Origin of the sequence: Salinicoccus sp. ID82-1, from assembly GCF_021991715.1 — a bacterium.
Lineage (GTDB): Bacteria > Bacillota > Bacilli > Staphylococcales > Salinicoccaceae > Salinicoccus > Salinicoccus cyprini.
Genome location: NZ_JAGFLY010000002.1, coordinates 408,629 through 435,150, shown reverse-complemented (window position 1 = coordinate 435,150; position 26,522 = coordinate 408,629). Strand labels below are relative to the sequence as shown.

The 26,522-nt window shown below is 50.0% G+C and carries 28 protein-coding genes; 14 read left to right on the top strand and 14 right to left on the bottom strand.

All coding sequences use genetic code 11. The features are described 5' to 3' along the window. Window positions 1-83 precede the first annotated feature (83 nt). Together rpoE and J4760_RS07560 are read right to left on the bottom strand one after the other, a co-directional pair. Window positions 84-620 (bottom strand): DNA-directed RNA polymerase subunit delta, encoded by a 537-nt coding sequence (gene rpoE, locus J4760_RS07565; RefSeq protein ID WP_237605310.1) that lies wholly within the window; start codon window positions 618-620, stop codon window positions 84-86. 73 nt (window positions 621-693) lie between these two features. Next, on the bottom strand, window positions 694-1,524 hold the full coding sequence (locus J4760_RS07560; protein WP_145289196.1) for a GNAT family N-acetyltransferase: 831 nt from the start codon (window positions 1,522-1,524) through the stop codon (window positions 694-696). A gap of 153 nt (window positions 1,525-1,677) precedes the next feature. Here J4760_RS07560 and J4760_RS07555 point away from each other — a divergent pair, with 153 nt between their 5' ends. Together J4760_RS07555 and coaW are read left to right on the top strand one after the other, a co-directional pair. Next, window positions 1,678-3,261, top strand: coding sequence for a BCCT family transporter (locus J4760_RS07555; protein WP_237605309.1), 1,584 nt, complete (start codon window positions 1,678-1,680; stop codon window positions 3,259-3,261). Window positions 3,262-3,328: 67 nt separating this feature from the next. Continuing rightward, entirely contained in the window at window positions 3,329-4,126 is a 798-nt protein-coding gene (gene coaW / locus J4760_RS07550) for a type II pantothenate kinase (protein ID WP_237605308.1), read from the top strand. Here the strand turns inward: coaW and J4760_RS07545 are convergent. After that, the gene (locus J4760_RS07545; RefSeq protein ID WP_237605307.1) at window positions 4,121-4,831 is read right to left on the bottom strand and encodes an ATP-binding cassette domain-containing protein; all 711 of its coding nucleotides are present in this window, start codon (window positions 4,829-4,831) and stop codon (window positions 4,121-4,123) included. The genes coaW and J4760_RS07545 overlap by 6 nt on opposite strands. Window positions 4,832-4,910: 79 nt before the next feature. On the opposite strand from J4760_RS07545, the gene J4760_RS07540 reads away from it, so the two are divergent. Both J4760_RS07540 and J4760_RS07535 read left to right on the top strand, forming a co-directional pair. After that, the gene (locus J4760_RS07540) at window positions 4,911-6,413 is read left to right on the top strand and encodes a potassium/proton antiporter (RefSeq protein WP_237605306.1); all 1,503 of its coding nucleotides are present in this window, start codon (window positions 4,911-4,913) and stop codon (window positions 6,411-6,413) included. 11 nt (window positions 6,414-6,424) lie between these two features. After that, window positions 6,425-7,060: a hypothetical protein gene (locus J4760_RS07535; RefSeq protein WP_237605305.1), complete on the top strand. Its 636-nt coding sequence runs from the start codon at window positions 6,425-6,427 to the stop codon at window positions 7,058-7,060. Window positions 7,061-7,100: 40 nt separating this feature from the next. Here the strand turns inward: J4760_RS07535 and J4760_RS07530 are convergent, their stop codons facing one another. From J4760_RS07530 to J4760_RS07520, 3 genes are all read right to left on the bottom strand, one after another. Then, window positions 7,101-7,517: an OsmC family protein gene (locus J4760_RS07530; RefSeq protein ID WP_145289206.1), complete on the bottom strand. Its 417-nt coding sequence runs from the start codon at window positions 7,515-7,517 to the stop codon at window positions 7,101-7,103. 71 nt (window positions 7,518-7,588) lie between these two features. After that, on the bottom strand, window positions 7,589-8,809 hold the full coding sequence (locus J4760_RS07525) for an Nramp family divalent metal transporter (RefSeq protein WP_145289209.1): 1,221 nt from the start codon (window positions 8,807-8,809) through the stop codon (window positions 7,589-7,591). A 47-nt stretch (window positions 8,810-8,856) separates the two neighbouring features. Beyond that, on the bottom strand, window positions 8,857-9,798 hold the full coding sequence (locus J4760_RS07520) for an agmatinase family protein (RefSeq protein WP_145289214.1): 942 nt from the start codon (window positions 9,796-9,798) through the stop codon (window positions 8,857-8,859). Window positions 9,799-9,976: 178 nt separating this feature from the next. On the opposite strand from J4760_RS07520, the gene J4760_RS07515 reads away from it, so the two are divergent. The 6 genes from J4760_RS07515 to J4760_RS07490 all read left to right on the top strand — a co-directional run bounded on the left by J4760_RS07515 (window position 9,977) and on the right by J4760_RS07490 (window position 15,309). Further along, window positions 9,977-10,321, top strand: a complete 345-nt coding sequence (locus J4760_RS07515) for an ArsR/SmtB family transcription factor (protein ID WP_145289217.1) — start codon at window positions 9,977-9,979, stop codon at window positions 10,319-10,321. After that, a complete protein-coding gene (locus J4760_RS07510; protein ID WP_145289663.1) occupies window positions 10,321-11,625 on the top strand; it encodes an arsenic transporter in 1,305 nt (434 codons plus the stop codon). Before J4760_RS07515 ends, J4760_RS07510 begins: the two co-directional genes overlap by 1 nt. A gap of 42 nt (window positions 11,626-11,667) precedes the next feature. Next, window positions 11,668-12,087 (top strand): arsenate reductase (thioredoxin), encoded by a 420-nt coding sequence (gene arsC / locus J4760_RS07505; protein WP_186365537.1) that lies wholly within the window; start codon window positions 11,668-11,670, stop codon window positions 12,085-12,087. Between the two features lie 178 nt (window positions 12,088-12,265). Continuing rightward, complete coding sequence (locus J4760_RS07500) at window positions 12,266-13,288, top strand: NADH:flavin oxidoreductase/NADH oxidase (RefSeq protein WP_237605304.1); 1,023 nt, start codon at window positions 12,266-12,268, stop codon at window positions 13,286-13,288. A gap of 23 nt (window positions 13,289-13,311) precedes the next feature. After that, a complete protein-coding gene (locus tag J4760_RS07495; RefSeq protein ID WP_237605303.1) occupies window positions 13,312-14,217 on the top strand; it encodes an acetamidase/formamidase family protein in 906 nt (301 codons plus the stop codon). Between the two features lie 12 nt (window positions 14,218-14,229). Beyond that, window positions 14,230-15,309, top strand: a complete 1,080-nt coding sequence (locus J4760_RS07490; protein WP_237605302.1) for a glycerate kinase — start codon at window positions 14,230-14,232, stop codon at window positions 15,307-15,309. Window positions 15,310-15,647: 338 nt separating this feature from the next. On the opposite strand, the gene J4760_RS07485 is transcribed toward J4760_RS07490, so the two are convergent. Then, complete coding sequence (locus tag J4760_RS07485) at window positions 15,648-16,514, bottom strand: aldo/keto reductase (RefSeq protein WP_281287300.1); 867 nt, start codon at window positions 16,512-16,514, stop codon at window positions 15,648-15,650. Window positions 16,515-16,668: 154 nt separating this feature from the next. On the opposite strand from J4760_RS07485, the gene J4760_RS07480 reads away from it, so the two are divergent. The 3 genes from J4760_RS07480 to J4760_RS07470 all read left to right on the top strand — a co-directional run bounded on the left by J4760_RS07480 (window position 16,669) and on the right by J4760_RS07470 (window position 19,621). Beyond that, complete coding sequence (locus tag J4760_RS07480) at window positions 16,669-17,691, top strand: ATP-grasp domain-containing protein (RefSeq protein ID WP_237605301.1); 1,023 nt, start codon at window positions 16,669-16,671, stop codon at window positions 17,689-17,691. 14 nt (window positions 17,692-17,705) lie between these two features. Further along, entirely contained in the window at window positions 17,706-19,226 is a 1,521-nt protein-coding gene (gene murJ, locus J4760_RS07475; protein ID WP_237605300.1) for a murein biosynthesis integral membrane protein MurJ, read from the top strand. 110 nt (window positions 19,227-19,336) lie between these two features. Further along, window positions 19,337-19,621 (top strand): hypothetical protein, encoded by a 285-nt coding sequence (locus J4760_RS07470; RefSeq protein WP_145289238.1) that lies wholly within the window; start codon window positions 19,337-19,339, stop codon window positions 19,619-19,621. Window positions 19,622-19,841: 220 nt separating this feature from the next. Here the strand turns inward: J4760_RS07470 and J4760_RS07465 are convergent, their stop codons facing one another. The 7 genes from J4760_RS07465 to J4760_RS07435 all read right to left on the bottom strand — a co-directional run bounded on the left by J4760_RS07465 (window position 19,842) and on the right by J4760_RS07435 (window position 25,583). After that, window positions 19,842-20,369, bottom strand: coding sequence for a chromate transporter (locus J4760_RS07465; RefSeq protein ID WP_145289240.1), 528 nt, complete (start codon window positions 20,367-20,369; stop codon window positions 19,842-19,844). After that, window positions 20,366-20,902, bottom strand: coding sequence for a chromate transporter (locus J4760_RS07460; protein WP_237605299.1), 537 nt, complete (start codon window positions 20,900-20,902; stop codon window positions 20,366-20,368). Before J4760_RS07460 ends, J4760_RS07465 begins: the two co-directional genes overlap by 4 nt. A gap of 9 nt (window positions 20,903-20,911) precedes the next feature. Next, window positions 20,912-22,501, bottom strand: a complete 1,590-nt coding sequence (locus J4760_RS07455; protein WP_237605298.1) for a gamma-glutamyltransferase family protein — start codon at window positions 22,499-22,501, stop codon at window positions 20,912-20,914. A gap of 76 nt (window positions 22,502-22,577) precedes the next feature. After that, window positions 22,578-23,606, bottom strand: coding sequence for a Rho termination factor N-terminal domain-containing protein (locus tag J4760_RS07450; RefSeq protein WP_237605297.1), 1,029 nt, complete (start codon window positions 23,604-23,606; stop codon window positions 22,578-22,580). Window positions 23,607-23,674: 68 nt separating this feature from the next. Beyond that, a complete protein-coding gene (locus J4760_RS07445; RefSeq protein ID WP_237605296.1) occupies window positions 23,675-24,598 on the bottom strand; it encodes an AEC family transporter in 924 nt (307 codons plus the stop codon). Between the two features lie 14 nt (window positions 24,599-24,612). Next, window positions 24,613-24,900: an AzlD domain-containing protein gene (locus tag J4760_RS07440; protein ID WP_237605295.1), complete on the bottom strand. Its 288-nt coding sequence runs from the start codon at window positions 24,898-24,900 to the stop codon at window positions 24,613-24,615. Beyond that, the gene (locus J4760_RS07435) at window positions 24,897-25,583 is read right to left on the bottom strand and encodes an AzlC family ABC transporter permease (protein WP_145289256.1); all 687 of its coding nucleotides are present in this window, start codon (window positions 25,581-25,583) and stop codon (window positions 24,897-24,899) included. The genes J4760_RS07440 and J4760_RS07435 overlap by 4 nt, the downstream gene beginning before the upstream one ends. 95 nt (window positions 25,584-25,678) lie before the next feature. Here J4760_RS07435 and J4760_RS07430 point away from each other — a divergent pair, with 95 nt between their 5' ends. After that, the gene (locus J4760_RS07430) at window positions 25,679-26,521 is read left to right on the top strand and encodes an HAD-IIB family hydrolase (protein WP_237605294.1); all 843 of its coding nucleotides are present in this window, start codon (window positions 25,679-25,681) and stop codon (window positions 26,519-26,521) included. The last annotated feature ends 1 nt before the right edge of the window (window position 26,522 follow it).

Here is a 26,522-nt window from a genome sequence, read left to right as displayed (position 1 = left end):
GCCGTTCTTTACAATCCCTATTTCAGGGAGCCCAATAAAAATAATATCACTTTTCTAATGAATGTCAACTGGAAGTTCAGACCCTAAAGGTCCTTTTCATCCTCGTAGCTGTCCTCAAGCTCGTCGGTATCATCGTACTCGACATCGTCGTCAATCGTTTCGTCCACGGAATCCTCGATATCGTCTTCACTTTCCACATCATCACCGTTCAGAGGAGAGTCGAGGTTCTCTATATCGGATTCCACAAGATCCTTGTCCTGGTCGAAAGCCTCGTCATATCCTTCGTCATCCGTAACTACCGGATCCTCATCGTCTACGGCCAGCTCAAACTTATGGATCGTCGGCGCGATCTTATCAGAGATGTCGTCGACCGAGTACCAGTCGCGAAGTCCCCATACACCATCACCTGTACTCAGGAATCTGCCATCCGTGTTCAGGTCCGTATAGAATTGGAGGATGCGATTTTCTATTTCATCATCGGAATATCCTGCAATGCCCTTGAATTTATCGATGATATCATACAGGTTCGCCTCTTTGCCTTTATCCTGCAGGTATATATATGACATATCAATAAAAGAATTTTCGTCCATCATTTCTTTGGTGTATTTGTCGAGTCTCATCTCGTTCATCCTTTCCAGTCTGGAATATCAAAAGATATAATACAGGTAATTGCTGTATGAATCAAGAACTAATTCAATAGTTTATATACTTCATATACTTTCTCTGTGCCTCATCTATCATGACGAAGCCGACCCTTTCAAAAAGCCGTGCCCTGTCAGCATCATCGGTCGATACAACAAGGTGCTTCACTTCAGGGCTTTTGCGTCTCAGAAATGTCCCAAACTGTCTGAGTGCACTGGATGCCACACCGCGGTTGCGTTCCGCCTCATTGATGAAGAGATGGATGATATGGAGCGTGTCCCCTTCCACTCTCCCTTCAATATATCCTGCAGACTTTTCCTTGTTGAGCACGATGTCCACCTTCATATCCGGGAGTTCAATCGAGTCGTCCTGCTCCAGCTTGATATTATGGACATACTTCTGATCAAGATCCAGGTAATAGAGGCGTTCCTTGCCGATCGGGCCATCTTCCTTTGTTGCCGAATGCATGAATCCTGCGCGCTCATACAAGTTCCAGGCGCCCTGGTTTTCTGCATCGACAACCAGATATAGATGATCGAAATTCGCAAAGTGCTCCTGCACGAAGAGTGGCAGCGACATGGCGACTTTGGTGCCGTAGCCCCTCCCCTGCAGTTCTTCATTGATGGAGAGTGAGCGGATGTACACCACTTCGTGCGGGGTTGCGTACCCTTCATGCTGATAGTGCTTGTGCAGTACGAAAAAGCCGACAATTTCATCCGAATCATTCAGCACGACACACGGTGTACGGTCGGGATCCTCAATTGCATCGTCCAGAACATCTATTGGCAGACTTGAATAGATCTGCTGCTGTTCGCTCAGCTTGAAAGCCAAAAGACTCTCCCTGTCTTCTTTTTTAAAAGGACGAATATGTATATCTCCCATCGTCATTCCTCCTTATTAAACATTTTCATTTGATATATCCTCTACCCTTTTCAAGTATAGAATAGTCCTCAGGATATACAACATCTTTTCAGTTGTTTAGTTGAAATTTATAGGGGTATTTGAGATTAGACTACATTTCTAGGGGGAAAACAATTGGTTAACGACAATTCGGATAAAACATCCAAAGACAAATGGGATTCCAACCGGAAATCCAAGCTCGGACTCGTATTCTGGGCATCCACCATCATCATACTGGTGGCTGCAATCTTTGCAGCTGCCATACCTGAGAGCTTCCAGACGGGCTCGGAAGCTTTATATGCATGGATTGCCAATTACTTCAGCTGGTTCTTCATGATTGCCGTCTTCGGTTTTGCGGTATTCCTGCTCTTCCTCGCCCTATCACCATATGGCAGGATCAAGCTGGGAGGTGACCAGTCGATGCCTGAATTCTCGTTCCGCTCGTGGATCGGCATGCTGTTCTCCGCCGGACTCGGTGTCGGACTTGTATTCTTCGGTGTGGCAGAACCGATGAGCCACTACATGGTTTCGCCTTTCCTTGGCGGGGGGACGGAATCCGTCGAAGCTGCACGCATGGCAATGGGATATTCATTTTTCCACTGGGGCATCTCCCAGTGGTCCATATTCGGCGTAGCAGGTCTGGCCATCGGCTACAACCAGTACAGAAAGCAGAAGGATGGACTGGTTTCCACTTCGCTCGAGCCTCTGCTCGGTTCCGATTATAATAAGAAAGCCCGCAAGACCATCGATATACTGGCCGTCATTGCGACTGTAACTGGGATGGCGACCTCGGTCGGTCTCGGCATCCTGCAGATGGATGGTGGGCTCAATATTGCGTTTGGCATCCCATCCGGCCCATTGACACAGATCATACTTACGGCATTGATGACCGGCCTCTTCATATTGTCCACTACAACCGGCCTGAAACGCGGCATCAAATGGCTGAGCAATCTGAATATGCTGCTGGCTGCCGTCATTACCATTTTCGTCATGGCTGTCGGACCCTTCACCTTCATCATGGAGAGCATCATTGTCGGTCTCGGCGACTACCTGTCGAACTACGTTGGATACTCACTCAGAATGCAGCCCTATTCCGGAGAAGTCTGGGTGCAGGAATGGACCGTCTTCTACTGGGCGTGGGTCATCGCATGGAGTCCGTTCATCGGTTCGTTTGTGGCCCGCGTTTCAAGAGGGCGGACGATCCGTGAATACGTACTCGGCATCCTGATCATTCCACCGATGCTGTCCTTCATATGGATCGGTGCACTTGGGGGGACCGCCATCTACTCCGATCTGTTCAACGGTACGAATATCGGCGCGCTTGTGCTCGAGGATGATACGGCGGCACTTTTTGCCCTTTATGACCAGCTGCCGTTGACACAGATACTCTCTGCACTGTCGATTCTGCTGATCTTTACTTTCCTGGTCACTTCCGCCGACTCCGCAACATTCATTGTCGCAGGGATGACTTCCGGCAATACGGAGGCACCAGCCACAAAACTGAAAATCATCTGGGGCGTCCTGATCGGCACACTGACAGTAACGCTGATCATTGCTGGTGGACTGACGAGCCTGCAGGCGGCCTCACTGCTGGCGGGACTGCCTTTCGGTGTTGTGCTCATCGCCATGATCGCCTCGGTATCGAAATCCTTGAGACGCGAGCCGAATGAAGCGATGAGACGGCGGACGCACAAGGCACAGAAAGAGTCTTCAAATTAAGGATTACGAATGGAGAATGTCATTGGTATAATAAAGCCGATGACATTCTTTTATGCGGAGGCAACTTATGAAAATTGGAATTGACGCAGGCGGTACTTTGATAAAGGTGGTATATGTGGATGGTGACCATAGGACATTCGAGAAATGGCCCTCCACTGAAGTGGATGCACTGATCGAAGTACTCGATTCGCAATATGCAGAGGACGCGCTTTTCCTCACTGGAGGAAAAGCGGAATATATGGCGGAGAAACTGAACCAGCACCACGGGGTTTCGATAGAGTTCGACGCCACCTACAGAGGTCTTAAAACATTGATGCGCGAGCAGGGCATCGATCTCGAGCGGTTTGTCTACCTGAATGTAGGCACAGGCACGAGTTTCCATCATGCATCACGGGAAGGCCAGGAGCGCGTCGGCGGTTCGGGTGTCGGTGGCGGTACGCTGCTCGGCCTCTCCAAGCTGCTGGTGGACATCGATGACTACAACGAAATCATCGCACTCGCAGAATCAGGCAACAGGGACGCAATCGACCTGAAGGTCCATCACATATATGCCGGGCGGCCGACACCGATCCCCGGTGATCTGACTGCAAGCAACTTCGGCAATGTCCTGTCCGGAGACGTGGCGGCACTGGAGCCGGCGGACAAAGTACAGGCCGTCATCGGACTTGTGGCTGAAACGGTGACAGCTGTCGGCATCAGCCTGGCTGAAGGATACGACTCGACGGATATCGTATTCATCGGTTCCACACTTCTCGACAACAAGGTGATGCAGGAAATCATAAACCGCTACGCCGGATTGAAAGGGGCCAAAGCCCACATGGTCAGGCATGGGGAATATTCGGGGGCACTCGGCGCCATTCTATAGCCCGCTGTGATAGACCAGCGCGATGCCTGACCTCGACTCGATCTTCAAGGGCAGACCATAGCATGCTGAGAGCATTTCGGAAGTGACTGCCCAAGGCGGCATGGGACCTGTAATCCGACCGTTCTTCATCAGAGTAATGGTATCTGCGTATGTCAGGGCAAGTGCAGCATCGTGCATGCTTGTGATGACTGTCCTGTGATTCCCTTCACGCCGTACCCATTTCATCATTTCATGCTGGTATTTGAGGTCGAGTCCCTGTTCTATTTCATCAATCATGATGACGGGCTTGTTTTCAAGGGAGACCTGTGCGCACTGGACTCTCTTGAATTCACCGCCCGATAGATCTTCAATGGAACGCCCGGTCAGCTGTGCAATATCGAAATTCTCAACAGCAGCCGAATAGGCAGCATGCGACACGTTTCCCGCTGTCATGGTGAGGTAGTCGGCGACTATTATTTTGAACCTCGGATTCTCCTGGGGCAGATAGCTGATGACCGCCTCTACCCCCTCCAGCGGCTGGCTGTTCCAGTATATTCTCCTCTGTTCAATATCCGGCTGGCCATAGCCGACCACTCCCTGCATGAATGAACTCTTGCCACCCCCGTTCGGTCCAAGGACGATATTCAAACCTTTGGAAAAACCAGCATTTTCAACATCCAATCCAAAATTTTCATATATGATCTGAAGCTGTTCAATTTTTAACATAAAAGTACCTCTACTAGTATTTTTTATATGGGTCACTTATAATTATATACACAAATGCAAAATAAGAAGGAGGTTTTTAATGGATGTCTACATAAACCAGCCCATTCTGCTCGTGGCCATCGTTCTCGTTCTCGGGGTGGTGATCACCAGATTCTCCTCAAGACTCGGGTTCCCTTCACTGGTGCTGTTCATAATTATCGGTATACTGCTCAACCAGGTCATCTACTATGATGACGTGGAGACGACCCAGCTCATCGGTATGATTGCACTTGTCATCATACTGTTCGAAGGTGGACTCCAGACAAACATCACTGCCATAAAGAAGGTTGCCGGTCCGGCCGTACTCCTTGCCACCATCGGCGTCCTGCTCACCAGCATTGTTCTTGGCATATTCGCCTACTTCATACTTGATTTGAACCTGATGACTTCCATGCTGCTCGGTGCCATTGTCGGCTCGACAGATGCAGCCGCCGTATTCGCCGTATTCGGCAGCAAGAACATCAAAGAGAAGCTCTCCTCAACCATCGAGGCGGAATCCGGAACCAACGACCCGATGGCGGTATTTCTGACCGTCACCATCATCTCCATCATCGAAATGCCTGGAGAAAATAATGTATTCCTTCTCATTCTTTCCTTCTTCTGGCAGATGGGTGTTGCCGTACTCGTTGGCCTTACCATCGGACGCCTTGCCGTCTACGTGATCAACCGCATCGACCTGGAAGCTTCCGGCCTGTACCCTGTACTTTCACTCGGCTTTGCGATGCTGTCTTTCGGGGTGTCGGAAGTAATCGGGGCAAGCGGCCTGCTTGCCGTTTATATCATGGCACTTCTCATGGGGAACCGTCCCCTCACCTACAAGCATTCCATACTGCGTTTCAATGAAGGACTTGCGTGGATGATGCAGATCATCATGTTCATCATGCTTGGACTGCTCGCCTTCCCTGATGAACTGTTCAACTACACCATCCAGGGTATTCTGATGGCACTCATCCTCATATTCATTGCACGACCGATCGGCGTATTCCTTACGCTCATTGCGAGCAAGTATGATTTCAAGGAGAAAGTATTCATCTCGTGGGCCGGACTCCGTGGCTCCGTCCCCATCGTCCTTGCCACCTATCCGCTTGTCAGCGGCATTGAGAACGGATATCTCATATTCAATGTCGTGTTCTTCATCGTCATCTTCTCTGCGCTGCTTCAGGGCAGCACCATTACGCCGGTCGCCCGCTGGCTCGGATTTGATGAAGGTGAAGCGGATACACCATCATATTCCGTTGAGCTGCTCGCACTTGGTCAGACACAGAATGATATATACGGCATCGAATTGCCGGCGCTGTCAGCCCATGAAAATGCAAAAATAAAGGACCTCGATCTGCCACCTGATATTCTGGTCATCGCCATCATCAGGGATGAAGAACTGATTACACCAAACGGTGACACAGTGATGCATTCCGAGGACTTCATCTATGTCATGATGCCGCGAAAACTGAGGGAACGTACTGAAGCTTATTTCAGCAAGGTAAAGGAGAACAAAAACAAACCGAAGCGTACCGAACCACCCGCTGACGAGGAGAAAACCTAGGAGGTGCCACTATGATGAAATTTCTTACTGCTCTATTGATGACGTCGTTTTTCATTACTGCCTGTCTGAACGCTGACGACGGTCCAGGCCCCGCAGAAGATGAATCTACTGGAACAGAAACCGAAGGGTCGACAGAAGAGACGGTTGCAGAAGAGGAAACGACGGAAGAGGAAACGGCGGAACAGGAACCGCCTGAAGTCAAACCGATTGATATTACAAGTGATGCCTTCATCTCCAATTTCTTCTCAGGCAGCTATGAGTACAGGACCATATCCGTCCACTCCAGCTACGACTATATGGTCGGCATACTCGGGGAGCCGACAGGATCCGGCAGCGTCGTCGATGGTACCTACTACCATTACGACCATATCGGCTTCAATTTTCCACAGTCGGTCGGTGAATCCGGAGACAAGGGTGAACTTAAAGTGGATGGCATCATCATCTTTCCTGAAGATTTCACCAAGCAGGATGCTGTCGAGCAGTTCGGCTGGCCGAGCAGTGACGAAGTTTCCGACTTCAGAATGTTCTACGACAGCGACACATCGAATGGCCAGTATGTAATGATGAACTATAACCAGCAGGATCAGATTACTGAAATCATTCTCCAGTACAAGGACTTGTCTGATACCGACTTCCATGACGAATAAAGACAGCAGGCCCCGGGGGCCTGCTGTCTTTATTATTATGCTACTTCAATTCGCCATTCAGCTCCAGTTTTGCTTCCACTGCTGCATTCAGTGAATTGATGGCAGAGCAGTATTTCTCAGCTGACAGTTCGACTGCACGCTGTGCCACCTTTTCACTGACATCCCCTTTGATTTTTACAATGACATCTACATGCGTAAATCTCTTAGGTTCTGTTTCCGCACGTTCACCATCGATTTCTATTTCTATGGACTCCACCTTGTCCATACTATGGCGCATGATGACGTTGAGGTCGATGCCCATGCAGCCGGCGACACCATGAAGCAGCATCTCCATCGGTCTCGGTCCGCCGTCGTTTCCTCCAACACTACTGCTTGCATCCATTGTAACCTGGTAGCCGGAAGCATCCCCTTTGGAATCATAGGCCATGCCACCGGTCCATTGTGCATTGATTTTCATCGTTGTTTCATCCTTCCATTCGAGTTTTACCCATTATAATCCATCCCCAGCCTGCATGAATAGTGATGCGCCTATAGGAATGAAGATATCGCATCCACCAGACTGTAGATGCCAAGGAATGAAACGACAGCAGTGATGACCCAGCCGACAATATTGAGCCATAATGGATTGACATGTTCATGCATTGTACTTTTCTTATTGATCAGAATCATGATGAGTATGGCAATGATCGGCAGGATCAGCCCGTTCAGAGCTTGCGCAAACAGCAGCACTTCAAGCGGTTCGAACCCGATTGCCGAAGTGATGATGCCGAGAATGATGATGGCGGAAAAGACGAGCTTATACTTATTGTTATCGAAGCCGCCTTTCCAGCGCATGAAGCTGCTGACAGTCACCGCTGCCCCCATCGGTGAGGCAATTGCTGAAGATAGGCCGGCCGAGAAGAGACCGATACTGATGAAGAGTGGTGCCAGATCTCCCATGAGTGGCTCAAGTGGCGCGGCCAGCTCCACAATGCTCGTCACTTCCGTCCCTTGTATCAGGGCGCCTGCAGTGATCAGTATTGCTGCTGTAATGAGTCCACCGACGGTGATTGTAATGATGGTGTCCATGCGCGATTCCCTGAGTCCATCCGCACTGTCCCACTTTTCACTGACTGTGGAGGCATGGATGAAGAAATTGTAGGGTACGACTGTCGTACCGATCAGCGCAATCACTGTAAGAATGGATCCATTAGGTATTCCGGGGATGAATGCGCCTCTCAGAATCGCGCCCAGGTCGGATGCGGATACGAACATTGTCGTGATGAAAGTGACACTCATGATGACAATGAGCACAATCATGACTTTCTCGATGATCTTATAGCTCCCGCTGAGTCCGAGCAGCAGGATGATGACACCGATGACCGGTGCAACATAGTTTTCAGGGATATTGAACAGATAGGATACACCAAGTGATGTCCCGAGGAGATCTCCGCTTATGTATGCTGCACATCCGACACATACCGCAATCATGACGAGCCACACTGCTGCAAACTTCAGTATTACATTGTCGAACAGATCCCGTATATTCTCCCCGAGTCCCTCTCCGGTAATGATGCCGATCCTTGCTACCATCTCCTGCAGTACGATTGTTGCGATGATGGCGAACACGATCGTCCACAGCAGGGCAAAACCGAAGCCGGCACCGGCTCTTGTTGCTGTAGTGACGGTTCCCGGTCCGATGAATGATGCAGTGATGATGGCTCCAGGTCCGATGACTTTCAATTTCTCAACCAGTTTGTTTCTACTCAATATTCCCACCCCTGTTTTATAGGAAGGGAGTCTCCTCCCCCCTGATTTTATTTTGCATGTCCGCCGTGGATATGGCCCGCCAGTACATAGAGTACTGCCGTTGAAACGAAATGTGATGAATTCTGATTTGCATCCTGCTGGGGATAGACTTCGACAAAGTCCATGCCGCACAGGCCCCGCTTGCCGAATTCATAGATCATTGTGACCAGTTCATGCGAAGTGATGCCATTTCCATCCACTGGACCACCAGGATTGAACGCAAAGTCCAGCACATCACTGCAGATGGTCAAGTAGACCACATCGACATCTTTGGCCGCCATATCATATATTTCATTGGCAAAGCTTCTCAGATCCGCCGCCTCTTTGATGTCATTGATGGTCAGGGTGACGGCACCGGCTTCTCTGGCATACTTTCCTGTCTCGGGCTTGTTCCTTGGACCTTTGATTCCGGCGTGTATCAGACTTTCATTCCTTACACCTTCCGTCTCATAAAGCCGCATGAACGGGGTGCTTCTGGCAAACTCATCCCCTTCATAATGCGGCATGTTGTCGTAATGTGAATCCAGATGGATGATGCCGACCTTCTTCCCTGTGTTCGTCAGACCTTTGACGATCGGATAGGTAATGCCATGGTCGCCTCCGAATCCGACCAGAAACTTGCCGGTCTTCCATAGATTTTCTGCGAACGACTCGATCCTGCCCATCGTTCCCGGCACATCATGCGGAATGACACTGACGTCGCCGACATCCCCGAGACTCATATGATCTTCCACATTGATATGGTCAAGCTCCGGCAGATATGTACTGTATCTGGCTGAAGAGAGGCGGATCTGCTTCGGCCCCAGCTCACAACCGGTGTAGTCGCCCCATGTACAGGCACCTTCCCAGGGCACACCATAGATCAGTACATCGGTGTCATAGTCTTTTATATCTGTCAGATTTTTTGCACCCAGCATCGGGGGTGTGTTTCCATATATATTCGTTTTCATTCTCATACCTCCATCAATTATATCATACCATATCGCTAGGACATAGTATCATACAGTTTTATCCATATTACCTATTAGCCTATAAGAGCCACCCATAAACCCCTATTGACGACATAATGAAACTCTTATATAATTTTCATCGTCACATAATAAAATGCTTATATGGTTGAGGTGCGATATGGAAAAAATAAAAATGGATATCGGCCAGGCTGCCGATCTATTCAAAATCATGGGCGACCGGACGAGATTATCGATGATCGCCATGATGAACGAACGTGAGTGCTGCGTCTGTGATTTTACAGATTGCTTCCAGATGAGCCAGCCGGCTGTCAGCCAGCATCTGAAGAAACTGCGAACGCTCGGTCTCATCACAGAAAGAAAAGAAGGCTACTGGACGCATCTTTCATTGAATAAGGAAAGTCCTTTCTATGATATGATTCCGGAACTGATTGCTGTCGTGCCGGATGCTGATGCGCACGTTGCTTTCCTGATTGCGTCATGCAGCAGGGAGGACTGCTGCTGATGGAGAATTTCCAGCCCATCATTGCCGTCATCCTGTTCCTCGTCACTCTGTTTCTCGTCATACGTCAGCCGAGAGGTCTCGGCATCGGCTGGTCTGCATGTCTCGGCGCAGTCGTCGCCCTCATTTTCGGCGTTGTGAGCTTTGATGATGTCGCCACCGTCTGGGGCATCGTATGGAATGCCACACTGACATTCGTTGCCGTCATCCTCATCTCGCTTGTGCTGGATGAAATCGGCTTCTTCGAATGGTCTGCACTGCATATGGCGCGTTTCGCCAGAGGCAGCGGCCTGAAGCTTTTCGTCTATATCATCCTGCTCGGCGCGGTTGTTGCCGCATTGTTCGCAAATGACGGTGCTGCACTGATATTGACTCCGATCGTACTCGCGATGGTCAGAAATCTGAATTTCACCGAAAAGATGGTCATGCCGTTCATCATGGCCAGCGGCTTCATTGCAGATACCGCTTCCCTGCCATTCATCGTCAGCAACCTGGTGAATATCGTCTCCGCCGACTTCTTCGGCATCGGCTTCATCGAATATGCTTCCCGCATGATTGTGCCGAATCTGTTTTCAATCATTGCGAGCATACTCGTCCTATACATATTCTTCAGGAAAAGCCTACCTGCTGATTATGATCTGACTGAACTCAGGCGTCCTGCAGAGGCGATCCGGGATCACCGCATGTTTTCATGGTCATGGGTCGTTCTTGCCCTGCTGCTCATCGGATACTTTTTAAGCGAGCCACTCGACATACCCGTCTCCATCATTGCAGGCATCATCGCCCTATTCTTCGTACTGATGGCAAGAAACAGCCAGGCTGTACCAGTCAGATCGGTCATCAAGGGCGCCCCGTGGGACATCGTCTTCTTCTCACTCGGCATGTACGTCGTTGTATACGGGCTGCAGAATGCAGGTCTTACAGGCATTCTTGGACAGTTCATCGGTGCAGCTGCCGAACAGGGGCTGTTTGCGGGTACAATGGTAATGGGCTTCACTGCCGCCATACTGTCGTCGATCATGAACAACATGCCGACAGTCATGATCGACGCACTGGCGATTGCCGAGTCCGGCACAGAAGGCCTGGTCAAGGAAGGTCTCGTCTATGCCAATGTCATCGGCTCCGACCTCGGCCCGAAAATCACCCCGATCGGTTCGCTGGCGACACTGCTGTGGCTGCACGTCCTGAAGAAGAAAGGCATCCATATTTCCTGGGGCTACTATTTCAAAATCGGCATCATGCTGACCATACCCGTACTGTTCATCACGCTGTGCGGACTGTACGTATGGCTGCTCATCATTTCATAAATATATGGCTGCTCATCATTTCATAAATAAAGGAGAATCATCATGTCCAAACCCATCATCTATTTTCTATGTACAGGCAACTCATGCAGAAGCCAGATGGCTGAAGGCTTCGGCCATAAGCATCTCGACGACCAGTATGAAGTACATTCCGCCGGCATCGAAGCACATGGCCTGAACAAGAAAGCCGTAGACATCATGGCAGAGGCAGGCGTCGACATTACAAAGCAGGAGTCAAGCAGAATCGATGACGAGCTGCTCAAGCGTGCAGACTTCGTCATCACCCTATGCGGCGATGCTAATGACAACTGCCCGATGACCCCACCAAACGTCACCCGTATGCACTGGGGGTTCGAGGATCCTGCCAGAGCGACCGGCTCTGAAGAGGAAGTACACGCCATATTCGCCGATGTGCGCGACGCCATCGAAGAGCGGATCATCCGATTCAAAAATGAAGGCAGATAGAAAAAGGAGGCCCTTCCGGGTCTCCTTTTTTATTGCAGATTCCATCCACGTGCCGTTAATGCTACTGCAAGGCGACAATTGTTTAAAAAGTGCGTTTATTTCGTCAATTGAAGGTTTTATCTTTGAACTTTACTGCCATTTGCATAACAATGGATGTATTAGGAAAAGGAGGGGTTTGATGATTTCTTTATTTGATCCATATGAAATCAAGGGTTTGGAATTGCGCAATAGACTAGTCATGGCACCGATGTGCCAATATAGTGCGACAGATGGCATACCGGAAGAATGGCACTTCACCCACTATACTTCACGGGCGGTCGGTGGCACCGGTCTGATCCTGATTGAGATGACCAACGTTGAGGCCAGAGGGAGAATTACAGACCACTGCCTCGGCATCTGGTCCGACGGGCACGTGCCCCACTACAAGCGTATCGTCGACGCGTGTCATCGTCACGGTGCGAAGGTGGGCATCCAGCTGGCGCATGCGGGCAGGAAGGCACGAGACACCGAGCTGCCTGTATCCAGCTCCTCCATCGCCTACAGTGATGATTTCAAAACGCCTCACGAACTGTCCACTGAGGAAGTGGAGGAAGTGATCGATGCATTCCGCTGGGGCGCGAAACGTTCCGTGGAAGCCGGCTTCGATACGATCGAGCTGCATGCTGCCCACGGCTATCTCATCCACCAGTTCCAGTCCCACCGCACAAACACGCGGACGGATGAGTATGGACAGGATCTGAGCCTTTTTGGGCGCAAGGTCATAGAGGCGGTAAAATCGGTCATGCCGGAGGAGATGCCGCTCATCCTGCGAATATCCGCAGTTGAATTTGCGGAAGATGGATATGATCTGGATCATGCCGTCTGGCTATCGAAGCAGTACATTGAAGCCGGTGTCGACATGATTGATGTTTCTGCAGGCGGTGAAGGCAAACCGGCAGAAGACCGGTTCCCAGGTGCCTATCCGGGCTATATGGTACCATACGCAAAAACCATCCATGAAGAGACAGGCATCCCGGTCATGGCCGTTGGTCTGCTGGATGATGTCAATCTTGCTGAGCATGTCGTCGCTTCGGAAGAAGCGGACCTTGTCGCCATCGGCCGCGGCCTGCTCCGTGATCCCTATTGGGTGCTGAACGCTTCACGGCAGAAAAAAGAAAAGAGCAGGTCATTCATTCCTGAACAGTATGAGCGCGCATATTAGAATTCTGGAGGCATATTGATATCATGAAACATTCCTTGGACAAATCACACTACTACTACGCAATGTCAAAAGATAATGAAGCCGCACTGACAGTCGCCATGGGAGATACGGTTGAAATAGAGACATATGACTGTTTCCAGGGCCAGATCACTTCTGCCGAGACAGTACTCGACGCTCTTGACTGGGACCTGATCAATCCGGCCACCGGGCCGATACATGTAGAAGGTATAAAAGCCGGGGACGTACTCAAAGTCACAATTGATGACATCGCACTCGATTCAAGCGGTGTCATGCTGACCGGACCGGGACTTGGCGTCATGGGGGAATCACTCGAGCACATGGAGGCAAAGATGTTCGACGTGGATACTGCCGGTGGCCGTGTCTCCTTCAACGGTCTGGAACTGCCGCTGAACCCGATGATCGGCGTCATCGGTGTTGCTCCGGAGAATATACCTGTCAATAACGGTACGCCTGAACGGCATGGCGGCAATATGGACAGCAAGAAGATCACGACAGGTGCCGAACTCTACCTGCCTGTATTTCATGATGGCGCCCTGTTCGGTCTCGGTGATGTGCACGCAAAAATGGGGGACGGCGAAATCAGCGTCAGCGGTCTTGAGATCGGTGCAAAAATCACTGTGACACTGGATAAGGCAGCAAATCTGTCCACACAGCACCCCGTGGTCATCGACCAGGACGGCATCCATATGATGGTTTCGGACAAAAGCCTGGATACAGCAGTTGAAGCGTCGGTCAAGCAGATGATTGCCCTGCTCCATCCATATACCGGTCTGACACTCTCCGAAATGACGATGCTGATGAGCCTTGTCGGCGAAACGCAGATCAACCAGGTTGTCGATCCGCTTAAGACGGCACGCTTCTTTGTGCCGCGTCATGTACTGGAACACTTTAATATTTCTTTCAATTAGGATGGTGATAGAATGAAAATCGTCATTGCACCGGACTCCTATAAAGGGACACTGGATCAGTATGAAGTGGCGCGTGTCATGCAGGATGCACTCGAAAAATCGGGACACACCGGCATCGTAAAGCCGATGAGCGATGGCGGCGATGGGCTGCTCAAAAGCTTCAGCAATGAAGGCTATGCGCAGATTACAGTCAACATTACCGGGCCTGAAGGAGACACGGTTGAAGCTGTCTATTATTTCAAGGATGGCACAGCAGTCATTGAAACGGCAGAAGCGTGCGGTCTTCATCTCATTACAGACTCCCATCCCGGGGACCGGACCACATTCGGTGTCGGCGAGATGATCATGCACGCGATGGATCAGGGCGCAGCGCATATCATTCTCGGTCTCGGCGGTTCAGCTACAAATGATGGGGGCTATGGGATGTTCATGGCACTCGGTGGCCGGGCTACCGGAGCGGACGGTCTGCCTTCGGGCATCTTCAACAGGGATATTCCAAAAATCTCGTCATTCGATACGGAATCCCTGCGCACCCTTGATCGCATCACTCTGACCATCGCTTCCGATGTGAATAATCCACTGCTCGGCCAAAGCGGCGCCGTATCGGTATTCGGTCCCCAGAAAGGGATTGCTCCCGAAGAGGTTGAAATGTTTGAAACGATGCTTCAGCACTTATCACAAAAAATGAAAGAGCCATTCCCTGAAAGCGACCCCGATGCTCCGGGCTCAGGTGCTGCCGGCGGCCTCGGGTGGATGCTTATGACTCTCGGAGCAGAGATGAAGCCAGGGGGTGATCTGGTTGCTGAAAAGATCCAGCTCGAAACAGCAATCATGGAAGCAGATGCTGTAATCACCGGTGATGGCAGAAGCGATAGTCAGACACTGCATGGCAAAGTACCCGCTGTCGTTGCCAAGCTAGCCAGAAAGCACAGGAAACCATGCTATCTGATATCAGGGCAGCTGACTGCAGATCTCGGTGACTACTTTACCGGCACCCATGCACTCGCAGAAACAGCAGACGATATCCAGAAGGTGATGGAAGATACGCCATTCCATCTGGAGAAGAAGATAAACGAAATATTTTCTACATAAAAACTGTCCGGAATGACCCCGGACAGTGAGTTGGTCCGCTAACTTGCCATGGCGACGCCTGCGATGGTGAGTTAGCGCTCTAACTCGCCATGGTGCCGCCCGCGATGGTGAATTAACGCTCTAACTTGCCATGGCGACGCCCGCGATGGTGAATTAACGCTCTAACTTGCCATGGCGACGCCCGCGATGGTGAATTAACGCTCTAACTCGCCATGGTGCCGCCCACGATGGTGAATTAGCGCCATCACCTCCTCATCCCCAAAAAAAACTGCAGACATGTCATTCTGCAATGACTTTGTCTACAGTCTGACTGTCCGGAATGACTCCGGACAGTTTTCTTATTCATCGAAGCTGAAATTATCAGGGTTCTTGCCGATGCGCTGATTCCTGTCGAGACCATCAATCCGTTTCATATCCTCCTCATCAAGCGTAAAATCGAAGATATCGATATTTTCTTTGATGCGTGACGGTGATACGGATTTCGGAATCGTGGATACACCGTTCTGTACGTCCCATCTCAGAATGATCTGTGCCGGCGTCTTTTCGTACTTCTCCGCCAGCTCCTGGATGACCGCCTCTTCAAACACACCTCCACGATTGAGCGGTGCCCATGCCTCCAGCCGGATGTCATGGGATTCACAATAGGAACGCATCTTCTTCTGGGCAAGATATGGATGATATTCCAGCTGGTTCACCATCGGTTTCACGCGGCACATCGCAAATATATCCTCAAGATGCTGCTCGTGGAAATTGCTGACGCCGATCGCCTTCACCTTGCCCTCGTCGTACAATTTTTCAAACGCCCGCCATGCCTCCGTGTATTTCCCCTCGATCGGCCAGTGGATCAGGTAGAGATCCAGATAATCGAGCCCGAGATTCTGGAGACTGATGTCAAAAGCCTTCAGAGTCTCCTCATAACCGAGGTCATCGTTCCACACTTTCGTCGTAATGAACAGCGATTCCCTTGGCAGCCCGGATGCTCTGATTGCTTCCCCTACACCTTTTTCATTGCCATAGAAAGAAGCAGTATCAATGTGCCTGTAGCCCGCTTCAAGTGCAGCCAGTACTGCTTCTTTCATCTGGTCGCCTTCCTCGACCTTGTAGACACCAAGGCCGATGATCGGCATCTCCACACCGTTATTCAATGTGTATGTATCTTCAATCGATATACCCATGTCCCTCAATCCCTTCAAAGTTGTTTTCATCCCTTATCATATTCCACTTCTCTCATATATATCAAACATATTACAAATAACTGATTCATCCTCATAGCCTTTGACGTTTCTGTTAAAATATATAATAAGAAAATTCATCACAGTATGAATTTACAGCGATTGTCCACTTAAGGAGTTTTTGAAAATGAATAGAATAAATGTTTTGTTGACCGGCATCGGCGGACCCATTGCCCAGGGCATCATTCAAGGTCTTAAAAAAAGGCAGGATATCAGAATCATCGGTGTCGACAGACGTGGTGTCACAGCTGGACATCATCTATGCGATTGTACATATCAGGCGCCCCGCTATACCGACACAGAAAAGTACTTATCTGCGCTACAGGAAATTACTGAAGCAGAAAAGATAGATGTCATCTTCCCCTCTCTTCACGAAGAGGTGCGCATCTTTCATAAGCATCGCGACGCATTCAAACCCATCATTGCCCTGCCGAACAGCGATGATTTCGAAACACTTATGCATAAGGAGCAGGCATATCAGAAGCTTGAGGCATTGGGACTCGGCAAGTACATTCCAGTATATAGAGGATTCAATTCAAGGGAGGAACTGCTGGAAATCAAAGAATCACTGTTCAAGGAAGATTCGCATTTTGTCGTCAAGACTGTGGACAGCTACGCTTCCCTTGGATTCGCCATCCTGACCGACAGGGCAAATTACCTGTCTGCACTGAAACAGGCGAGAAAGCACGTCATCGACTTCGACGACTACTGCGAAATCATTGATGCCGATGCACGGAAGCTTGCAATGGAGCGTATCGAAGGCAAGGAATACAGTGTCGATGTCCATCTCTACCGCGGCCAGGTCATTGTTGCTGTACCAAGAGAACGGACCGGTGTTTCCAACAACATTGTACTGGATGGCAAAGTCGTCCATCATGAAGGTCTGATCCAGGCTTCAAAGGAGATCACCGAAAGCCTTGTTACGGACGGATTCATCAACATCCAGTTCATGGAGAGCGAGACCGGCTATAAACTCACTGACATCAATCCCCGCTTCTGCGGCAGCCAGGTCATGAGTCTCGGTGCAAACGTCAACTTCCCGTCACTGTTCATCGAGTATTTCCATCTCGGCAATACGGTTCCTGTAGAACCTGTCTGGAATACAAGAATGCTCAGATTCAGAGATCAGATATTCATATCTGAAGATTAGACCTGTGTGAACATATGAAAAAAGCAGTCATACTACTTATGATTCTGACCATCGTCTCCAAGATTTCGGGATTCTTCAGAGATCTGACACTGGCCTACTTCTATGGCGCATCCGAAATCAGTGACGTCTTCCTGCTTGCAAACAGCATTCCGACCATCGTCTTCGGTGTGATTGCGGCCGGCATTTCAACAGGATATATCCCACTCTACTCCCGTGTTGAAAATGAGCTTGGATTACAAGCTGGAATAAACTATACGAACAACCTGATCAACGTACTGCTGGTAGGCACCACTGCCATCGTCATACTCGCATTGATTTTCACCGAGTACCTGGTGAAAGTATTCGCCATCGGATTTGAGGGGGAAACACTGGCCCTTGCCGTACTGTTCACCCGCTTCAGCATTTTCGGCATCTACTTCACGATCATCATCCGCATTCTCAGTGCCTATCTGAACTACAATAAAATATTCGCAGTGCCTTCATTGATCGGCATCCCGATGAACTTCGTCCTGATTGCTGCCATCATCATAAGCAGCCGCACAGATTGGATCCTCGTACTCGCCATAGCTAATGTCACGGCCCTGTTTGTACAGTTTCTCATCATTATATTCTTCTCCCATCGGCATGCTTTCAGGTTCAAACCGATATTCAAGCCAAAGGACAGACATATCAAGGAGATGGCAGCACTCGCCTTTCCGGTCATACTCGGCACCAGTGTCTCCCAGCTCAACCGTCTTGTCGACCGCTCACTTGCCTCCTGGATCACTGTCGGCGGCATTTCGTCCATCAACTATGCCAATACGATGAATACCGCCTTCATCGGCATATTTGTCGCTTCCTTTGTTACGGTATTCTACCCGGATATTTCAAGAAAAGGTGCCAAAGGGGATATGGAGGGGCTGAAGCATACAATGAACCAGACAGTGCTCGGTGTCCTCATTCTTATCATTCCGGCAACCGTCAGTGCCATGGTGCTTGCAGAACCGATCGTCCGCCTCCTGTTCGACCGGGGTGCATTCGATGAAACAGCAGTCGCCCTCACGACATCAGCATTCTTCTTCTATGCCATCGGACTGGCAGGTACCGGCGTCAACCTGGTGCTGACACGCGTATTCTACGCGTTGCAGGATACGAAAACGCCGATGATCAACAGCGCAATCGCCATGGGCATCAACCTTGTCCTGAACTTCCTACTTGCACCGATACTCGGGATAGGTGGACTGGCACTCGCAACCAGCATCTCATCACTGATCACCGTCGTGCTGCTGACATACCAGCTGCGCAAAAAACTTGGCCGCCTGAACCTCCGGACACTCATTCCTTCCGTCATCAAGATGACCGGTGCAGCAGTCATCGCAGCAGGGGCCGCCTTCCTGCTATTTGATGCATTGGAAGCTGCTGCCGGACTCTACATCAGTATGATTGCCGCCATCTTCATAACGGTGGCAATCTATTTCACCGGAATCATCCTGTTGAAGGTAGAGGGTGTGCAAGCATTCATCAATACAGCGTTCAGCCGGTTCAGAAGAAAGTAGTCCACTTGCGTAATGAGGTATAAAGCGTTTCATCCATTCAATAGGCTCTGTTAGCATTGAGTGCAGATACCTGTCCAAGTCGAACAGTATTCTAAAACGGAGGTCTTGTCATGTGGATCATATTAGGGGTCATTGCTATAGTCGCAACTTTTATAAATCTTTATCTGTATAAAGCAGGGAAGGATTATAAGCTCGCTATGGCGATGGGGTTATCATTTACAGCATTAGCACTTTGTGCCGAATACAGCCTTGTGTCAGAGTGGGCAAAAAAGGAAGACTGGTCGGCTGTATCGGAAGTACCCAACTTCAGCAGGGCATTATGGTTTTTGACCATTGTCTCCATCCTGCTTAACATGACGCCTATAGTTCTGGAGCGGAAAAAGAAAACATCATAATCACCCGACCGGTTGAAAAACCAATAGCCTCGAGCATACCATGGTATGCTCGAGGCTATTTCTTCTGTGATTTGACCAGCACTGTCCCGACTGCTTGAATGATTTTACAGCAAAACGTCCGAGATATCTGCAGCTCCGGCGACCAGTACTTTCTTCATCATCAACCCACCCCATCAATGATTTTTATTACTTATTTCAGCTATTTGCAATACACCATGCTCTACAGTAACAGCGCACCATACACCAGCCCGAAAATGATGACGAGTGCGGGATGGATCTTGAACTTCGTCAGCATCAGAAAGCTTGCTGCAATCAGTATGAGTGTATGGACCATGCCTGAATCGATGAAGGAACTGCTGAAGAAATCGAACGCAATGATGCCGAGCAGTATCGCAATGACCGGTCGGATCAGTGTGGTCAATGTGTCGAATTTCTTCGTGCCTTTGAGTCTGTACAAAAGACCGGCCAAAAAGACCATGAGCAGCAGCGACGGCATGACTGTAGCTGTAACGGCGACCGTGGCACCGAGTACGCCACCGACTTCAAAGCCGATGAACCCGGCCATCTTGGTGGCGATCGGACCCGGCAGTGCATTACCGAGGGCCAGTACTTCTGCGAACTCCTGGGAAGTCATCCACCCGTAGTTCTGTACCACTTCCTGCTCCACAAGCGGAATCGAGGCGGGGCCGCCGCCGTATCCCAGCACACCGGGGATGAAGAAGGCGAGAAATATCTTCAGATAGATCATATGCGTCCCTCCTTCCTGAGGAGGCTGAAGGCAACAATCAGCAGAATGATGATGGCGGGATGTATTTCAAGCACTGCCAGCAGAACGAACGAGACGAGTGTGAACAGAATGAGAAATTGCCACGTCGTCTTTGCTTTCGCCTTGGCCAGAAATTCATATGTCAGTATGAACAGCATCACACCGACAACCGGCATGACACCATGGCTCATCCCCTGTACCCAGCCGAGATCCTTGAACTCGGTGAAGAGCTTGAGCAGTATGATCATCAGGATGATCGTCGGAAGAATTGTTGCGAAAACGGCATTCACCAGTCCGAGCCATCCTTTTTGAAGATAGCCGATATAGCCACCAAGCTTGGTCGCAATTGGTCCCGGCAGCACGTTGCCGATGGCGAGTGCGTCCTGGAACTCCTCGTCCGTCATCCATTTGTACGTTCCCACCACTTCTTTATGTACGAGAGGTATGGAGGCGGGACCGCCACCATACCCCAGCATGCCTACTTTGAAAAATGCCCAGAAAATTTTAAAATGCATCGTGTTCTCCTAATAGATAGATATTGAACCGTCCGTCCGTGATTCGGTACCGCCGATCAGTGCACCGTCCTCGCCACGGATGATGACCTGTCCACGTCCAAAACTGTTCGGCTCGAGATTGACACTGATCTTATGTCCCCGACGTGCCAGTGCCCGCGCATGATCGGCATCAAAGCGATCCTCGACGTCTATGTCCATGCCGGACTTGAACTGCCACCTCGGTGCATCCAGTGCACTTTGCGGATTCATGCCGTAGTCGATCAGATTCATGGCGACCTGTAGGTGGCCTTGAGGCTGCATGAAGGCACCCATGACGCCGAATGGTCCCACGGGTCTTCCTGCCTTCGTGATGAATCCCGGAATGATGGTATGGAATGGCTTCTTGCCGCCGCCGACATAGTTGGCATGGGTCTCATCCATCGAGAAGTTGTGCCCCCTGTTATGCAGCGCGAGACCGGTTTCCGGGATGACGACACCGGAACCGAATCCCATATAGTTGCTCTGGATATAGGACACCATGTTGCCTTCCTTATCCGCCGTTGCAAGGTAGATTGTACCGCCCTCGGGCAGATCCCCGTGCTCTCTCAGTTCAGCCTGCTCTGTAATCTCGCTGCGCCGCTGTTCCAGATATTTTTCATCCAGCAGATCGGACACTTTCGTCTTCATATGGGCAGGGTCTGCGACATATGTCGTCGTATCTGCAAACGCCTGCTTGATCGCCTCGATCTGATGATGGTACGTCCGTTCGTCCAATGCACCAAACGTATCATTCTTCAGCATGCCGAGCGCCATCAGGGCGGTTATGCCCTGGCCATTGGGCGGAATTTCATGAATTTCATGCCCCTTGTAGCTCATACTGATCGGATCCACATACTCGACTTCGAAATTCCTCAGGTCTTCGTGTGTCAGCAGTCCGCCCGTTTCATCACTGTATTTGATGATGCGTTCAGCCAAACCGCCTTCATATACACTTTTGGCGTCTGTCTCGGCAATTTCTTCGAGAGTATCTGCATGATGCGGCAATGTCTTTATTTCACCGGCAGTCGCTGTACCGAATACTTCGAGCCACGGCTTGATCTCTTCAAACTGTTCGACCTGCCGGCTGTAGTTCTGATAGGCAGCCTGCCAGTATTTGGCGACGACCGGGGTGATGGCAAACCCTTCGCGTGCAGCCCGGATTGCCGGTGCCAGTACTTCCTTGAGCGTCAGATTGCCGAAATCATTGACCAGGCTGGCCCATGCCTTCGGAACACCGGGTACATTGACCGGCAGCCAGCCGAACTTCGGCATTTCATCAAACCCTTTTTGTTTGATTGCTTCCATGTTCAGCATTCCAGGAGAACGTCCGCTGGCATTCATGCCATGCAGCCTGCCGTTCATCCATGCGATCATGAAGGCGTCCCCTCCGATGCCATTGCTTGTCGGTTCGACGACGGTCAGGGTGGCAGCTGTTGCAATGGCTGCGTCCATGGCGTTGCCGCCCTGCTTCATCACTTCGATGCCGGCATCGGTTGCGAGCGGATGGGTTGTGGCCACCATGCCGTTTTTTGCGTAGACACTGAAACGTCGATTGAGATATGGATAACTGTAATGATTCATATGTACTCCCCTTTTTGAAAATTCAATCATATATTGATATGAATAAGTCCTGCCATTTCAGCAGGACTTGATAAAATTATTTCCCACAGCATTTTTTATATTTTTTACCGCTGCCGCACGGACATGGATCATTTCTGCCCACTTTGACTTCGTTTACGACCGTCTGAGTCTTCAGTTCAGACTCCTTATGGCCCCGATATTTGAAGTGCCGTGTATTTTCCACGATACCGGCAATATTATCGAAGAACGCGCGCTGCGCATCGGCACTGCTGAATTCCACATTCAGAGTCATCAAGTATTTGACGACTTCATCCCGTTTTGCTCCCTGCATGATGAGCTGCAGGAGTGAAATATATACGCTATGATGCTTGTTTGATGGAACATCCACATTCGATTCGACCCATTCCTTCAGCTGCCTGTGGTGCTTCGACTCATCAATATAGTTCGGGTCGCTGAATTTGATGAACTTCGCAAATTCCGGCTCATAGTATGGACGGTCGCCCTGAAGCCTGCGCACCATTTCATACTGGTTGTAGTTCATATCATCAATGACAATCTGCTGGTTATCCTGATCGATTGAAATATCATAAGGTGAACGCTCGAGAAATTCAACAAGCGCTTTCGCGTCCATCTCCATGCCGTAGTACTTTTTGAATAGATGGATCAGCTGCTCGAAGCTGACGATGCCATAGAGATGAAGAGCTGCCCGGACAAGATTGAGCTTGCGCTGGATGGCCAGACGCGCTTCACGTCCCTCCTCGCTATCCACCTTGTCGAACAGTTCCGGTACACCTTCCGCAATGAAAAAGTCATCTTCCTGCGCCGGATCCTCAAAGGCATATCCCATGATATAGAGTCCAAACAGGTCCTCAAGATTGTACGTGGCTGCCGGTTCTGATTTGGACTGCTCCCATGTTGCAAAAGAACGGTCATCGATATATTTATAGGCATACTCTGCCGTCTCGCTTGTATACTGCTGTTCGACGATTGCATCGATCAGTTCACTTTTCTTGTATTTGGAAAAGTTCTTGATTGAAATCGTACGTGCCAGACGCTTGAGATCGGTCATGTTGTAGTCTTTCAGATAGGTTTTTGCATTTTCCATATTAGAAAACTCCTCGCTCCTGATTCTACCCTTCATTTTACCACATTGCTGCGGTCATTGATAAATAATCAGAAAACGGCCAGGGCAATGTAGATGATGGCTGAAACCGTCACCGAACTGAGCAGTGTACTCATCATGACGATTTCAGCTGCATACTCCGGATCATCACTATACTCCTGGGCGATGATTGAGCTGTTGACCGCAGCCGGCATGGCAGATGTGATCAGTATCACCTGCGCCACAACACCTTCCATATTGAACAACATGAGCATGGCGAAAGCCAGTGCCGGGCCGATGATGAGCCGCGCCAGCGCACCGACGAATGCACTCCACCTCAGACGGCTGAATCTTATTCCGGCAATCTGCGCGCCGAGGATGAACAGGACAAGTCCGATCATGACATTCCTCATGTAGTCGAGCGCGGTTTCAAACGGAGCGGGCATCGGCAGATGGAAATAGTTGAATATGAGACCGAGCAGGAGCCCGTAGAAGATGGGCATCTTGAAGTATGACAAAAGCGCCTTTGCCCGGCCCACATTCTTTGCGCTGAGTGAAAAGATGCCGTAGGAGAAGGCGAACATGTTCTGGAATACGACCAGAATCACCTGGATGCTCATGGCATACGGGTCGCTTCTGAACACAAGATCATTCACCGGCACTCCGTAGTTTCCGGCATTATAGAACAGGTTGGCGTTGGTGAACAGCACGGTCCGGTCCTTGTCGAGTTTCATGGCCTTTGCGATCAGACGGGACAGGATGAAGGACAGCAAGGCATACAGGATCAGAAACAGCATGACGCCAAACAACAGGGAGAAGTCGATGGAAGATTCGTAGAGGCTCATGAAAATGAAGGCCGGCATGACGTAGTGGATGGAAAGCTTTGCAAGTGTCGAACGGTCGAGTTTGAACTTCAACTGGATGACATGGCCTGTGCCCACAATGAGCCCGATGGGCAGAATAATGCTGGTGAAGATAAAGATGAATTCATTCATTTCGTGTCATCCTTCTATAGCATGATAATGTATATGAATATAATCGATCCAAGTACGATGAAGAACAGCGGGACACGCAGCAGTGCCAGTATGACCGCAAAACCCCCACCGAGCACGCCATGCACAGGGTGCTCGACGGCGGTGAGAATGCCGGGGAAGATCAGTACACCGAGCGCTGCATAGGGGATATAATTCAAGTATGTAACACACCATTCGGGCAGCACCAGACGATCGACAATAAATGCCGGGATGATCCGTGGTATGATGGTGACAGCACAAAGCGCAGCGATAAGCAGGATCAATTGTATACCTCCGATCGTTCGAGAATCAGGCCAAGCAGAGCGGCAAGCAGTATGGCGGCAATGATGGCAATGCCTGATGGAAACGCGGGAATGATGCTCATGATATAGTGCAGCACCATGCCGAATACCGCAACAATGCCATATTTGTAATGGACTCTGACAGCCGGAATCAGCAATGCGATGAATAGTGCATAGAGGGCGATGCCGCTGGCGACGATCCATTCGTCACTCATCCATTCTCCGGCGAGATACCCCACGCCGGAGAATATGACCCAGAACAGGTAGGCGATGATGAAGGTCGCAAAATAGTTCAGAAATGTGCGCTGTTCCCGGGTGCTGTTTGCAGTCACCGCAAATGATTCATCCGTCACATAGGACGAGAGGATCAGCCGTTTCAGAAATGTTTCATGCTTAAGGTCGTAGTTGACCTTGAACGCCATGACAAAATGTCTCGAATTGAGCACGAATACAGCAATGGTGATGGCCAGTGCACTGCTTGATGTGAGCATCTGCAGAACAAGGAACTGGCTCGCACCTCCGTAGATCATGAAGCTCATCAGTACTGTATCCAGAAGAGACATGAGCGGTTTTGCACTGATTCCGAACGCAATCGCAACAGGAAGATATCCCATGCCGATGGTCACCCCGTCCATGATGGATCTTTTCAAAGCTGTCTGTGCCATGATATCCCCCCGTGATAGAATAATAGAAACATTTTAACATATCTGCACTGGACACGGCAGTGCCTTAAAAAAGATAAATTGGAGTGAGAGATAGAATGAAAGCATTAGCGCTCGATATGGATGGCACCATTCTCGATCATAGCGGGAACTTTTCCCAAAGTCTGGTCGAAACACTGGTTGAATTGAAAAAACGGGGCTTTCTCATTTTTTTTGCAACAGGACGGACGCCGCATGAAATCACCAGCATCACACCAGAAGGGTGTCCCCTCGATGGTTATGTTGCAGCCAGCGGCATGGGCATCTACATCGATGGCAGACTCGTTGAATCCGCTTCTTTCGAACCGGAATTTGTGGCACGGATGGTCGAAGAGGCCAGAAGCAAGGAGATATACTATGAAATCCATACACTCGAGCACTCCAGCCGGACACTGCTGCAGGATCAGGCATATGTATATGAAGATCTCGGCCAGGACCAGCCTGAAACCATGATGAATGCTGAGTACCGCTATGCAGAAGAGACACTACAAAGCACTACGCAATGGGTGGAAAAGCTTACGTTCGAACACGTTGTGAAGATGTTCTTCTTCAGCACCGATATGAAGAAGATAAGAGACTGGTACGACTACCTCGAAAACCACCAGGATAAGTCCATCTATGCACTCTATACGACAAGCCGCCACAATGCAGAACTCATGCTGAATGGCCGCGATAAGGCGAATGGCCTCGAGATTCTGTTGGATCACTATGACCTCAGTTTCGAGGACGTGCACGCAATCGGCGACTCGATGAACGACCTGCCCCTGTTCGAGAGGGCCGGACGATCCACAGCAATGAAGAATGCGCCCGAGCCCATCAAGGAAAAAGCGGATGATATCACTTCACATACATGTGATGAAGGCGGTCTTGAACGCTACCTTATGGAAAGATATCTCGATTAGG

Bases quoted from the DNA above. Each gene is read 5' to 3' on its own strand.
- rpoE (WP_237605310.1), bottom strand. From the start codon at position 620: ATGAGACTCGACAAATACACCAAAGAAATGATGGACGAAAATTCTTTT.
- J4760_RS07560 (WP_145289196.1), bottom strand. From the start codon at position 1,524: ATGGGAGATATACATATTCGTCCTTTTAAAAAAGAAGACAGGGAGAGT.
- coaW (WP_237605308.1), top strand. From the start codon at position 3,329: ATGAAAATTGGAATTGACGCAGGCGGTACTTTGATAAAGGTGGTATAT.
- J4760_RS07545 (WP_237605307.1), bottom strand. From the start codon at position 4,831: ATGTTAAAAATTGAACAGCTTCAGATCATATATGAAAATTTTGGATTG.
- J4760_RS07540 (WP_237605306.1), top strand. From the start codon at position 4,911: ATGGATGTCTACATAAACCAGCCCATTCTGCTCGTGGCCATCGTTCTC.
- J4760_RS07535 (WP_237605305.1), top strand. From the start codon at position 6,425: ATGATGAAATTTCTTACTGCTCTATTGATGACGTCGTTTTTCATTACT.
- J4760_RS07530 (WP_145289206.1), bottom strand. From the start codon at position 7,517: ATGAAAATCAATGCACAATGGACCGGTGGCATGGCCTATGATTCCAAA.
- J4760_RS07520 (WP_145289214.1), bottom strand. From the start codon at position 9,798: ATGAAAACGAATATATATGGAAACACACCCCCGATGCTGGGTGCAAAA.
- J4760_RS07515 (WP_145289217.1), top strand. From the start codon at position 9,977: ATGGAAAAAATAAAAATGGATATCGGCCAGGCTGCCGATCTATTCAAA.
- J4760_RS07510 (WP_145289663.1), top strand. From the start codon at position 10,321: ATGGAGAATTTCCAGCCCATCATTGCCGTCATCCTGTTCCTCGTCACT.
- arsC (WP_186365537.1), top strand. From the start codon at position 11,668: ATGTCCAAACCCATCATCTATTTTCTATGTACAGGCAACTCATGCAGA.
- J4760_RS07500 (WP_237605304.1), top strand. From the start codon at position 12,266: ATGATTTCTTTATTTGATCCATATGAAATCAAGGGTTTGGAATTGCGC.
- J4760_RS07495 (WP_237605303.1), top strand. From the start codon at position 13,312: ATGAAACATTCCTTGGACAAATCACACTACTACTACGCAATGTCAAAA.
- J4760_RS07490 (WP_237605302.1), top strand. From the start codon at position 14,230: ATGAAAATCGTCATTGCACCGGACTCCTATAAAGGGACACTGGATCAG.
- J4760_RS07485 (WP_281287300.1), bottom strand. From the start codon at position 16,514: ATGAAAACAACTTTGAAGGGATTGAGGGACATGGGTATATCGATTGAA.
- J4760_RS07480 (WP_237605301.1), top strand. From the start codon at position 16,669: ATGAATAGAATAAATGTTTTGTTGACCGGCATCGGCGGACCCATTGCC.
- murJ (WP_237605300.1), top strand. From the start codon at position 17,706: ATGAAAAAAGCAGTCATACTACTTATGATTCTGACCATCGTCTCCAAG.
- J4760_RS07470 (WP_145289238.1), top strand. From the start codon at position 19,337: ATGTGGATCATATTAGGGGTCATTGCTATAGTCGCAACTTTTATAAAT.
- J4760_RS07465 (WP_145289240.1), bottom strand. From the start codon at position 20,369: ATGATCTATCTGAAGATATTTCTCGCCTTCTTCATCCCCGGTGTGCTG.
- J4760_RS07460 (WP_237605299.1), bottom strand. From the start codon at position 20,902: ATGCATTTTAAAATTTTCTGGGCATTTTTCAAAGTAGGCATGCTGGGG.
- J4760_RS07455 (WP_237605298.1), bottom strand. From the start codon at position 22,501: ATGAATCATTACAGTTATCCATATCTCAATCGACGTTTCAGTGTCTAC.
- J4760_RS07450 (WP_237605297.1), bottom strand. From the start codon at position 23,606: ATGGAAAATGCAAAAACCTATCTGAAAGACTACAACATGACCGATCTC.
- J4760_RS07445 (WP_237605296.1), bottom strand. From the start codon at position 24,598: ATGAATGAATTCATCTTTATCTTCACCAGCATTATTCTGCCCATCGGG.
- J4760_RS07435 (WP_145289256.1), bottom strand. From the start codon at position 25,583: ATGGCACAGACAGCTTTGAAAAGATCCATCATGGACGGGGTGACCATC.
- J4760_RS07430 (WP_237605294.1), top strand. From the start codon at position 25,679: ATGAAAGCATTAGCGCTCGATATGGATGGCACCATTCTCGATCATAGC.